The sequence below is a fragment of the Mesorhizobium sp. M6A.T.Ce.TU.002.03.1.1 genome (genome assembly GCF_003997275.1).
Classification (GTDB): Bacteria; Pseudomonadota; Alphaproteobacteria; order Rhizobiales; family Rhizobiaceae; genus Mesorhizobium; species Mesorhizobium mediterraneum.
In genome coordinates this window covers 22570-34591 of sequence record NZ_RZTI01000017.1, presented here as the reverse complement: position 1 = coordinate 34591, position 12022 = coordinate 22570, and the positions used below count along the sequence as shown (strand labels likewise).

8 protein-coding genes and 2 pseudogenes are annotated in these 12022 nt (G+C 59.2%); 7 read left to right on the top strand and 3 right to left on the bottom strand.

All coding sequences use genetic code 11. The features are described 5' to 3' along the window. The 5 genes and pseudogenes from EOC93_RS08065 to EOC93_RS08035 all read left to right on the top strand — a co-directional run. Positions 1 to 894: an ABC transporter permease gene (locus EOC93_RS08065; RefSeq protein ID WP_206532221.1), complete on the top strand. Its 894-nt coding sequence runs from the start codon at positions 1 to 3 to the stop codon at positions 892 to 894. After that, positions 891 to 1907, top strand: a complete 1017-nt coding sequence (locus tag EOC93_RS08060; RefSeq protein ID WP_127204308.1) for an ABC transporter ATP-binding protein — start codon at positions 891 to 893, stop codon at positions 1905 to 1907. The genes EOC93_RS08065 and EOC93_RS08060 overlap by 4 nt, the downstream gene beginning before the upstream one ends. Further along, the gene (locus EOC93_RS08055) at positions 1904 to 2926 is read left to right on the top strand and encodes an ABC transporter ATP-binding protein (protein ID WP_127204307.1); all 1023 of its coding nucleotides are present in this window, start codon (positions 1904 to 1906) and stop codon (positions 2924 to 2926) included. The genes EOC93_RS08060 and EOC93_RS08055 overlap by 4 nt, the downstream gene beginning before the upstream one ends. Positions 2927 to 3179: 253 nt before the next feature. Further along, a protein-coding gene (locus EOC93_RS08050; RefSeq protein ID WP_245461401.1) for an IS630 family transposase occupies positions 3180 to 4123 on the top strand; the annotation gives its coding sequence in 2 pieces (ribosomal slippage) (positions 3180 to 3516 and positions 3516 to 4123; 945 coding nt in all). Positions 4124 to 5163: 1040 nt separating this feature from the next. Next, positions 5164 to 5314: pseudogene (locus tag EOC93_RS08035) on the top strand (IS3 family transposase); the annotation flags it as partial. Between the two features lie 28 nt (positions 5315 to 5342). Here the strand turns inward: EOC93_RS08035 and EOC93_RS08030 are convergent. Beyond that, entirely contained in the window at positions 5343 to 5735 is a 393-nt protein-coding gene (locus EOC93_RS08030; protein WP_127204305.1) for a hypothetical protein, read from the bottom strand. Positions 5736 to 6104: 369 nt separating this feature from the next. Here EOC93_RS08030 and EOC93_RS08025 point away from each other — a divergent pair. Continuing rightward, positions 6105 to 6449, top strand: a pseudogene (locus EOC93_RS08025) (transposase); the annotation flags it as partial. A gap of 513 nt (positions 6450 to 6962) precedes the next feature. Here EOC93_RS08025 and EOC93_RS08020 read toward each other — a convergent pair. Continuing rightward, positions 6963 to 7262, bottom strand: coding sequence for a hypothetical protein (locus tag EOC93_RS08020; protein WP_206532219.1), 300 nt, complete (start codon positions 7260 to 7262; stop codon positions 6963 to 6965). A 1123-nt stretch (positions 7263 to 8385) separates the two neighbouring features. Continuing rightward, positions 8386 to 8637, bottom strand: a complete 252-nt coding sequence (locus EOC93_RS08015) for a hypothetical protein (protein ID WP_127204304.1) — start codon at positions 8635 to 8637, stop codon at positions 8386 to 8388. A 974-nt stretch (positions 8638 to 9611) separates the two neighbouring features. On the opposite strand from EOC93_RS08015, the gene EOC93_RS08005 reads away from it, so the two are divergent. After that, positions 9612 to 11789: a CocE/NonD family hydrolase gene (locus tag EOC93_RS08005; RefSeq protein ID WP_127204302.1), complete on the top strand. Its 2178-nt coding sequence runs from the start codon at positions 9612 to 9614 to the stop codon at positions 11787 to 11789. The last annotated feature ends 233 nt before the right edge of the window (positions 11790 to 12022 follow it).

Genomic DNA, 12022 nt, shown 5'->3' with positions numbered 1-12022 from the left:
ATGGTGAATGTGGAAGCCATCCGTCCCAAACTCAGCGATGCCATTGATACCGGCGCCTTTCGTACCTTCCTGCGGCAATTTCGCAAAAACCGCCTGGGCATTCTCGGAGCAGTACTTGTCGTACTCATAGCAGCAACAGCGATCTTCGCTCCGCTGTTGATCACACACGATCCGATCCAGATCATGGTCGGGCCACGTCTGGCCGCACCTTCACTGGATTTTCTGCTGGGTACCGACCACTTGGGCCGCGACACGTTTTCTCGCGCTATCATGGGTGGCCGCATCCCGCTTCTCGTCGCTTTCGCCTCTCTCGGCAGTTCGTTGGCAGTCGGCCTCGTCCTTGGCTTGATTGCAGGGTTCGGTCCGCGTTGGCTGGACAATTTGCTCCTGCTTGTCTTCGATACGATCCGGTCGTTTCCGAGTATCATCTTCGCGCTGGCCATGATCGCGCTTCTGGGACCAAGCCTAGCGAGTGTCATTCTAGTCATCTCAATAACGTCCATGCCCATATATGCGCGAGTCGTGCGTACCCAGACAGAAGCGCATCGCAACAGTGAATACATTGCTGCGGAGCGCAGCATGGGCGCCGGCACAACGCGCATCCTCGCCGTGCACGTGCTCCCCAACGTCATCGGCCCGCTTCTCATCCTCGTGAGCATGGACGTGCCGGCCGTCATCGCCGTAGAGGCTGGTCTCAGTTTTCTTGGCTTGGGCGTGCGCCCGCCGACCCCTGATTGGGGTGCTATCCTCAACGATGGCTATAACTACATCAATGCGACGCCTTGGCTGGTCATCGCCGGCGGCATTCCCATCGTCATCGCAACGCTTGGCTTCACGTTCCTGGGCGAGGCGTTGCGCGACATATTCGATCCCAAATTGCGGAAATATCTATGACACGCGACGGTCTGATACAGCATACGTCCGCCCGGCCGCTTCTTGAGATCCGTAGCCTTAGTCTCGATTTCGGCACACCGCGTGGGCGCGTCCATGCCCTGCGTAACGTTTCTCTCGACGTACCGGCCGCACAGGTGATTGGCATAGTTGGCGAAAGCGGGTCCGGGAAGTCGACGCTTGCATACACGGTGATGGGCCTGCTTTCGGAAAATGCAGATGTGACAGCAGGCAGCGTCCTGTTCGAAGGTAAAGACCTGCTCAAAATGCCCGCTCAGGCACGTCGGAGCCTGCTCGGCGATCGTCTCTCCATGATCTTTCAGGATCCGATGACCGCGCTCAATCCGGTGCGGACCATCGAGAGCCAGATGATCGATATCCAGCACCACGAACGAGGAAGCCAGGGCGAAAAGCGCGCTCGTGCCCTCGAGATGCTTCACCGGGTCGGAATTCCCGATCCCCAAAGCCGTATCGGCGCCTATCCTCATCACTTCTCTGGCGGCATGCGTCAGCGCGTTTGCATTGCCATGGCGCTCCTTGTCAAACCAGCACTCCTCGTCGCCGACGAACCGACCACTGCGCTCGATGCAACGCTGGAAGTGCAGATCATTCATCTACTCAAGGATTTGCAAAAAGAGATCGGTTGCTCTGTGCTTTTCGTTTCCCATCATCTCGGCGCGGTGGCTGAGTTGTGCGACCGGGTCGCTGTCATGTATGCGGGCGAAGTGGTGGAGGAGGGGGCGGTCCGGGACATCTTCCACAATCCTGCTCACCCCTACACGCGCGCGCTACTTGAGTGTGACCCGGGGCGGATCAAAAAAAGCACGCGCACTTTGCCGACCATTCCGGGCGGGGTGCCCAATCTCCTGGGCAGCAAGGTGGGATGCATCTTCCGCCCACGTTGCCGACATGCGTCCAACCGTTGTGTTCAAGAGAACCCGGTCGAGTACCGCATCGGTTTCGACCATGTCGCCCGATGCCATCTCCTCGATGAAGAGCGGTTGGTTTCGGCATGAGCGCGCTGCTCCGCGTTCAGGACCTGCGGGTCCGCTTCCGCACCATGGGTCCGCTGAGGGCGCTAGCCTCTGGGACGAAGGCGCCTTTCATCGACGCGGTATGCGGCGTGTCGTTTGAAATCCGCAAGGGCGAGACACTGGCCCTTGTCGGTGAAAGTGGCTCAGGCAAATCCACCATCGCGCGTACGATCATCGGCTTGCAGCGGGCTGTGAGCGGCAGCATCAGCTTCGACGGACAGGAAATTGAGGAGCTCACCGGGGCCGAGCGCAAGCCTTATTTGCGGCGCATGGCGATGATGTTCCAGGATCCCGTCGGCTCGCTCTCGCCGAGGCTGACGGTGCGATCGCTTGTCACAGAGCCCTTTCGCATACATGGGCTAAAGGATCGCGATGCCGAAGGCGAAGCGGAGCGACTGCTTCGAATGGTCGGCTTGTCGGCGGAATTTGCTCGTCGCTACCCCCATCAGCTTTCCGGTGGTCAGGCCAGGCGCGTTGGCATTGCGCGCGCTCTTGCCCTGAATCCGGACTTGATTATTGCCGATGAGCCGACCGCGGGCCTTGACGTCTCGGTGCAGGGCGAGGTGCTCAATCTTCTCGCGCGGCTTCAGGACGAACTCGGCATGGCGATTCTGATTATCACGCACAATCTTAACGTTGTGCGCCACATGACCGATCGAATGGCGATCATGTATCTCGGTCGCTTTATTGAGGTCGGCTCGACCGAGCGTATTTTCGATCAACCGCGGCACCCCTACACCGAAGCGCTGCTTGCGGCCAATCCCGAGCCCGACCCGGATGCGGTGCTGAACAGGATCGAACTCAAGGGTGAGGTGCCGAGCCTGATGAGGCGGCCATCCGGCTGCGAGTTCCACACACGTTGTCCTTACGCGCAGGATATCTGCAGCCGCATCTTCCCGGACTCTTCAAGAAGCCTGGGTGATACGGAGCACAGCTCCAGATGCCATTTCCCGCTGGAGCGTGAAATCATCTCCGGTTTGGAGCGGTCGATTTATTTGTGATTAAGGAAGCTGTTGGTATGCAGGCAGGAGCATAAGTGCAAAGCTACTAAGTAGTTCTGTCTGTGGGCAGCAAGGTTAAAATGGAAAGCATTCATAAAAGGTATGAAAGGGTTTTCCGTTCGGAAAAAAACTGCCATGTGTGGGATTACGCGCAATCCTGGAACCTAGAGCACGTCCTATGATCGATGAATCGATTGTGATGTGACAGCTGCGTTTTGTGCTGATTCAACATCCACCTCGATGGAGGTGGACGATGGGAAGAGCATTGAGCGGGGATCTTCGGTCGCGGGTCTTGAAGGCTTCGGACGAGGGCATGTCGGCGCGGCAAGCGGCGGCGCGGTTCGGCGTGGGAGTGTCCAGCGCGATCCGCTGGATTGCGCGGGCGAAGATCGGCGAACTGGCGCCACGCCCGCAGGGCCGCCGCCGCGCCTCCAGCCTCGATGCGCATGAAGCCTTCATCGTCGGGCTGATCGAGGAGCGCAAGGACATCACGCTGAACGAGATGGTGGAGCGGCTCGTCGCCGAGCAGTCGGTACGGATCAGCCGCAGCGCCTTGAGCGCCTGGCTTCGCGGCCACGGCTGGACATTCAAAAAAAGTCCGCGCACGCACTGGAGCAGGATCGCCCCGACATCCTGAAGCGGCGCCGGGACTGGTTCGACGGCCAGCTCGATCTCGATCCGGCGAAGCTCGTGTTCATCGATGAGACCGGCCTCTCCACAAAGATGGCCCGCCTGCGTGGAAGAGCGCCGCGCGGCGAGCGCTGCCGGGCCGGCGTGCCGCATGGCCACTGGAAGACCACGACCTTCACCGGCGCACTGCGGCTGACGGGCATGACTGCGCCCTTCGTCTACGACGGCGCTATGAACGGCAACGTGTTCCTGGCCTATGTCGAGCAGGTGCTGGTCCCGACATTGTCGGAGGGCGACGTAGTCATCATGGACAACCTCCCCGCCCACAAGGCGGCGGGCATTCGCGACGCGATCGAGGTGGCGGGCGCGAGCTTACTCTACCTGCCGCCCTACAGTCCCGACTTCAATCCGATTGAGAACGCCTTCGCCAAACTCAAGGCGCTGCTGCGAGCAAAGGCCGAGAGAACCATCAAGGCTCTGTGGAACACGGTCGGCGCGGTCGTCGACCTCTTCACCCCAGCCGAATGTGCCAACTACTTCAAAGCCGCAGGATATGAACCGGATTAAACAGGACGTGCTCTAGATTGGACAGCAGGCGGCTCCTCGGTGGTCAGGCGCGGCGGTGGCTGCTGGCATCGTGCCGGTTGCGTCCGCCAACGATGGCGGCGGATCCACGCGTATTCCAGCATCCTATTGTGGTCTTGTGGCCTTAATCCCTCCCGCGGTCGCATCTCCGGAGGGCCGAACGGGGCAGGACCCCGGTCACGGTATTAGCCGAAGGTTGGTCGTCTGCCGGACTGTTCGCGACCTGGCGGCGGCACTGGACGTGTGCTCTCGGGAAGCTATCCCGGCGACCCGTTCCTTATCTCCGGACCGGAACGCCCTACGCTGAGGAGTTTTCACGGCCGAGCGGCCGCTTAGATTGGTGTCCCAATGAGTTCATGGGCAGAACTAAACGTCGATCCAGAAATTCTCGACCGGGTGGCGGAAACGGCTAAGTGCTTGAGAGAATGGGGCATATCGTAGAGGAAATTGCTGCGCCATTTTCTGCCTCAGAGGTTGAAGAGGTTCTCGCTGGATTTTACTATCTAGGCTTTGTCGGGCTCGATGACACCGCAAGCGCCTCGGACGGAAGATTGACACTCTCGAACCTTATAATCTTGCAACCTATGCTCCCGCTGTCCCACGTGGCGAAAGTTTTAGAAGCGCACGGCGATCCGCTTCGATGTTGGCAGGGCAGTGCGAAATTACGATCTCCTGCTAACCCTACAATGCCGTGTACCGCTCTCCACATGATATCTACTCTATGAATCTCGGACACATGTTAGTTGACGAGCTTCTGACTTTCGACACTGCCCTTATCCAGTATCTAGTCGTATTCAGTGCGACCGGTCAGCGGTCCGTGTCTCTTCCACTCTTTAACAGCACCGAAGGATTGCCGATTGGCATTCAGATTGTCGGCCGCTCCGCCGAGAGGCAACAATCGCATTGATCTCGTGGGCTGAGGTGAAGCTGGATCCTGGAATTCCCGATTCAGTGGTAGAAACTGGTAAAGTGCTTGAGGGAATGGGCCATGTGGTGCAGGAAATCGCGACGCCATTTGCCGACGCGAATTGGACCGGCTCATCACCGAGCGTGGCGGGCCGAGGATGATCGTCAGCGGCAATGGCAGCGAGTTCACCTCGAACGCCATCCTCTCTTGGGGCGGATCAGAACCGCGTCGAATGGCATTACATCGCGCCGGACAAGGCGATGCAGACGGATGTTGTAGAATAGCCCCTTTTTCTCATTCGGCGGCTTTTTCCACAGCCTTCGGCCTTTCCTGCCTCGTTCGCCATCGGGAAGTCGCTGTTGCACAGGCAGCTTCCGCCTTCTCGATTCGGGATCGTTCTTCGGCGCGCTTGGCCGGGATGTTGTAGTCGAGTGCGGTGTCGCGCCTGGCATGGCTGGTCGGGAGGCCGGCACGCAGCTCGACCGATCTGAACTTGCGGGCGAGCAAGCCCGGCCGGGTCCAGATGTAGTCGGCATCCTTGCTCAGCATGTGCCAGATGATCATTGCAAGCTTGCGCGCGGTGGAGACCGCCGCGATGCGCTTGCCGCGGCGCGAGGCGATCCGCTTGTGGAAGGCGCGCAGAGGACCCGGCGAGCGCGCAGCCGCCCATGCCGCCTCGACCAGCATTCCCCGAGCATGGCCGCGGCCCTGCTTCGTGACGCGGCCATGATAGGCGGGCCTTCACCGGACTGCCGCACGCTCGGATTCAGGCCAATAGGCGACAAGCCTCTGTGGATCGCCGAAGCCCCGAATGTCGCCGATTGCCGCGGCAACGCTTGCAGCACCGTCGTCATCAGGCGGCGGATTGTTGGATCCTGGAGGGCATGCTGCGATATCCGCCTCGAGCTTGACGATCTCGCCTCGAACTCGCAGTTCATCTGCATACGACGGCCTGCCCGCTCTTGCGTGCTCCCGGTGCCCCGTGGCCCGGATGCGCCAAGCTTAACGAACCTGACGACGGAGCAAACGATGGCACCGAAAACAACCATGCCGGATAATGGCTTCATCGAGAGCTTCAACGGCGGACTGCGCGATGAGCTGCTCAACGAGACGCTGTTTACTTCGCTGGCTGAGGCGCGCGTAGCCATCGCGCTGTGGCGCGCCGACTACAACACCGCGCGGCCGCACTCCCAAATCGCCTGGCAGAACCCGGCCAAGTTCGCCAGCACCTTCAATCCGCGACGGTCGCTCGCGCTGCGCTATGCCAAAGCCTCCGCGCCAGCGCCCGTCGCTTCACCCGCCCAGCATGGCACCCCAGGCCGGAAACGAACTAGAAACTGGATAAAAACTGGGGCAACGTCACGGGCACGCCAGCGGCGGTCTCAAGATCTGCGAGTTTGAGCCGCACCTGGCCAGCTTCTCGTACGAGCGGCCGAAGGGTTTGCGGTGGAAACGAAAATCTGCAGCTGCAGGCGCTGGATGCGAAGTGGCGGCCTCGACGCGCCCTTTTCGCAGCTGCTCATCTCGTTCGGCGATGGTGACGTCATGGGCAGAAATGTCCGCCTCCAGAAGCGATCCGGGCGAAGAAGTCAGCGGGTAGGGAGTTTGTTCAGACGCCCAAAACCTATACTCAGAAGAAACTCGTTACCAAAGGATAATCAACACAAATCTAAAGCAACGTCAAAGCAGCTAGCCAAACGTGGTCGTATAAATCCTACTTGGTCAGCGCCAATCAATCCCCAAAAGCAGCGAAAGCTCCGCCTAGGTGAGCCACAGGGCGACCTGCTCTGGTGGTTGGCCAGGCAGAACAACCATCGGTAAGCCTGGGTCGTCATGCGCCAGAATCTTGATGACATGCCCCCTATGCCCGCGGAAGCAGAAGATCGCGCCAGTATGCGGGTCGAGCGCGAGCACCTATTGACCATCCGCGCCAGGCTGTTGATCCCGCGACGCATGTCGGTCGCGCCGCAGCACAAGTAAATCAAGTCGGTCGGGGCCACCGTGATCACCTGGGACTATGCGCAGTGCTTTTGGATCGACGATCGCGAACCGCAATCGCGTGCCGCTCGGAAAGGCCACGACGATCTTGCCGGCCGGGTCCGGGCAGACGGCGACGCGGCGTTCGACCTCGGGCAGGTCGCTCAAATCGATCCGCGCGAAGGCCGCCATTGCCTGATCGGCGTCGAACTCGCCGCCGGCCATCTGCCTGCGCATAGAGCTGTGCCGGAGCTACGCCGAAGCTTCCGCGACCTCGGTGGCCGCGCTCGCCAAGTCGACCAACGCCCGCTTCTCGGTGCACTCCACAGCCTTCATTGCCGCACGCGCGGGCACCGTTGTAGGATCTTCGGCCGCCGCGGAGCCGGTTAACTCGGCCACCATATCGCCCCTTGCATGTTCCAATGGCATGGCCCGAAAACGTCATGTTCATCGGCCTATTGCAAGGTGCCATCGCGCATCGCTTACCGAAGGCAGAGGGCGGAAGGTTGCTTGCGGCGGGGTGACCGGCGACGTCGGGTTCAGGAATTGGGGACCGGCTACGGCTGAACGCGACGCTCTGCTGGCAATCGAATTCGCCGAAAGCTCAGCAGCGACATTGCTCGATCTCAAGCGTATCAGCCCCAGTGTGCCGCCATCCTCTACTCGGAAGGGCTGTTCCGGCATTTTTGACAATCGCCGGTAGATCCAGCCTATTGCCGGGCTCGCGCCGACGCCTTGGCAGAGCAGATCGGCCCAGCACGACCAAGTCGTCGAAGGCCTGCAACCCCGGCTGCGAACGACGATGATCGAGTTAGCCTGACTATGACTGCGCAATCAACCGAGTTCAGTGCTTACCCGTTCGTTGTACGAACGCGTGATGCGCAATGGGGGTCCCACAACCTTCGTAGCTCCTGAAAGGAAGCTGCTCGTGGCGCTGTTGGAATGTGACGCGGGCGTCGTCATCGAAGGTGCCGTCATGAAGGCTGCTGACGAGATCACTCCGATAGACTCATCCCTCGAGGCCTGATCAGCCTCGGCGGATCCAGGAGCCGAAACGAGATCCCAGCTAGGGTCAGGACTCATTGATCCAGAAGATGAAGGCTGCAGCGAAGGCGATCGCCGACAGGAAGGTGTGAGCACATCGGTCGTTCTGGTGGATGCGTTGCCAGTCTTTGAGGCGTGCGAACATGTTCTCGATCCTGTGGCGTTGTCGGTATAGGACATTAGCTGTGCTGAACACGATGCTTGGCATGGGGTGGGATGCATGGCGTGATACCGCGCTCGACGAGCGCCTGGCGGAAGGCCGCTGAACTGTAGGCCCGATCGGCCAGCAGGGCGTTGGCGGCGGGCAAATCCTCGATCACTGCGCAGCAGTCTTGTGATCATTGGCTTGCCCTTCGCTTAGATGCAGCAGCCGGGGGCGTCCCTTGCCGTCACAGACCACTTGCAGCTTGGTGGTCAGTCCGCCTCGGCTGCGTCCGATATCGGGATAGAGCCCCTTTTTAAGGAGGCTGGCGGCAGTGCGATGCGCTTTGAGATGGGTGGCATCGATCATCAGATTGTCCGTTTCGCCGCCCTGCGCGGCCAGTTCCGCCAGGATACGGTTGAACACACCCACCGACTCCAGCGGATGAAGCGGTTGTAGATGGTCTTGTGCGGACCGTAGTCGGAAGGGACATCTCGCCAGCGAAGGTCATTGCGGATCACAGAGGATGCCGCTCAGCACCCGGCGGTCATCTACACGCGGCACACCATCGATTGCCCGAGCCGTGTCACGATCCGAAAGGGCGAGTCTAGGCTAGCGCTGGTTGGCGTCCTGCGGTATCACGATCGGAGCCTCGTGCCGGAGGGCACGCTTTCGGTTGCCGCGTCTGGGCACCGTCAGCCGTTCCTGTGTTCTTGTAGAGCTTCTTCCGCTTCACCGCCAAGCATTCGTGCTTTAGTGGACTGACGATAGTTGAAGCTTCGACCTTTGCGGCCAATTCCTGCAGCCGCCTACACAGGTCGCGCGGTCCCCTGCCGACGAGCCATAAGCCGCGACGAAGAGAATAGCCCTTCTTCTCAATCGCCCATGTGCCATCCGTTTAAATAACATTTAGTCTTGCGGCGCATAACTTTTTGTATAGTTGATTTGATATGACTCTCTCGCTAGCGTAGGGACGATGCAATACAAATGCTTTAGTAGACTATGGTAATTCTGGAGAGACTATAACAGCGAAAAGCGCGGCAAATTCCGGAACCCTCCTAGTAGGTCTGGCGCGTCGATAAGCTTGAGTATCGTGATTTTTAAAAGGCGGTGGGAGATAACTGGTTCAATTGCTGCGGCGAGAATTAACAATACGAGATAAACACACTGATCGCTTGCTGTTCAAAACGGCGTGAGAGCGACGCCGAGAGGGTGCACGCAAGGCTGACTCGAGTCATCGCAGGACGCCGACGCAACGTGATCCGGAGTTTCGATGTGCTTTCCGCGAATTCGGGGTTCTGACTGGTGATCGTACCATCGCCGTCGGAGAGGGCGTAGACGCGAGCCTATCGCCGGCCGGATTGTGGGGGAGGGGGGCGGCTGGGCGGAGGAAGGTTTGAATGAGCAATAACAAGGAAACTGATAGTATCTCGCTAACTCGACGTGCGATCCTCAAGGGCGTGGATGTGACGCTTCCTGGCAGCGTCAGTGCCGACGCATCTGCCGCCACGGCGGTGAGTGCCCAAATCTCATCGGCCAAGGCGCGAACAGGTCCACGCACGGTGCGTGAAATCGAAAACATCTGGATCCCGATGTCTGATGGTACCAAGATTGCTGCCCGCGTGTGGGTGCCGGAGGATGCCCTGCTTGATCCGGTGCCGGCGCTTATGGAATACATCCCCTACCGCAAGCGCGACAGCAGGCGCCTTCATGAAGAAACCTTCCACCCGTACTTGGCTTCTTTTGGATATGCTTGTGTGCGTCCGGACATTCGCGGGTCTGGGGATTCCGAAGGCCTGCCGATGGATGAGTGGGTTAAGCAGGAGCAGGACGATGGCGTCGAGATCATTGCCTGGCTGGCCAAGCAGCCTTGGTGTACTGGCAAGGTCGGAATGTTTGGGATTTCCTGGGGCGGTTTCAGCGCACTGCAGGTAGCTGCCCGCCGTCCACCTGAACTCAAGGCGATCATCACGGTTTGTTCGACAGACGATCGCTATACTGATGATACACCCTACACCGGTGGCATGATCATGGAGGACGCATTCGGGCCTGCATGGGGTCTCTATTACCCCGCATCTTGTGCACGTCCTCCCGACCCAGCAGTCGTTGGGGACCGCTGGCGCGACATGTGGATGGATCGCCTCAACAATCTTGACTTCTACACCGCGAACTGGCTCACGCACCAGCACCGCGATGCTTTCTGGAAGCAGGGGTCGATCAGCGAAGACTATGGTGCCATTCAATGCCCCGTCTATGCGGTGACTGGCTGGTTCGATACATACCGGCGTACGGTTCCTCGCATGCTTGCCAACCTCAAATGTCCGCGCAAGGGACTTATCGGCCCCTGGGGCCATCAATATCCGAATATTGGTGGTCCTGGTCCAGGTCCGACGATAGACTGGCTCGCTGAGTCGTTGCGTTGGTGGGATCACTGGCTCAAGGATATTGATACCGGCATAATGGACGAGCCGATGTACCGGGTTTGGATGCAGCAAGAGCCGGCAATGCGCGGCATACATCAGACTTCCGGCGGGTGGGAGATTCCCGGGCGGTGGGTTGCCGAGGATAGCTGGCCTTCCTCGCGCATCAGCCCGCGCAAATTCTACCTCACCAAAGATGGGCTGGCGAACAATGCCGGTGCTGAAACGGTACATGTCCTCAACCCGTTGCAGACGGTCGGGATAACCGCGCCTGGATGGTGGCTGAGAAGCCCCGAGGAAGCCCCGATGGATCAGCAAGTTGATGACGCCCGCTCATTAACTTTCGATTCCGAGCCGCTCGAGGCTATGTTCGAGATTCTCGGCGGTCCGGTAGTCACCCTCAATCTGGCGGTCGACAAGCCGGTCGCGTTCTTGGCCGTTAAACTCAACGAAGTTGATCCGGATGGCCGTTCTAGGCGAGTGGCTTATAACGTGCTGAATTTGACCCACCGGGACAGTGACGAGTTTCCTCAGCCGCTGGAGCCCGGAAAACGCTATCGCATCAGTTTGGTGCTGCAGGACTGCGCCCATGTTTTCGAAGTGGGCAAGCGCATCCGTGTTACCGTAGCCACTTCACATTGGCCTGCTTACTGGCCGTCACCTGAGCCCGTTACACTGACGCTATACGCCGGTTTGTCCGACCTCGAGCTGCCGGTACGACCGCCAAGAGTGGAAGACAGGGAATTGAAGCCTTTCGGCCCGGCCTTTGTTCCAGAACCGACCTCCGGACGGACCATTCTACAAGATGAACCGAAGCCAATCAGAGACTCTGTATGGGATGCAGAAAACAGAAAACTTACCATACGAAACGCCAACGGCAGCGGTCGATATAGGATAGATTCGATTGGGACCGAGTTGTGGTGGTCCGAAATGGAGACTAAGGAAATACTTGATCATGATCCTACTAGCGCCAAGAGCGATGCCCAATACATTACAGGTTTCAAGCGCGGCGATTGGGACTGCCGGATCGAGAGTCGGCTATCTTTTGGCTCCACCAAAGACAATTTCTTGTTCGTGGGTCAGATTAAGGCCTTCGAACACGATATCGAAGTATTTGCCAAGACTTGGGACCGTATGATCCCGCGGATGCTAGTCTGATATCCAGATCTTAGACGACAATGAAGTAACGCCGAAGTGACTGATCCTCTTCGAAGCGGCGCTGGAGGCAACCCTTGAGGGCGAGGTGTCCGTCGAGTGGATACGCGTCCACCGGCCTCGTCGCGTTCGAGATAATAGGTGGCTCCCGGCTGCGCACCCTCCCCATGGATGGCGGCGGCGCGTTCGGCCTGCGGCAGCTTTATAGGCTTCCGGAAGCGACCCCTCTTATTACC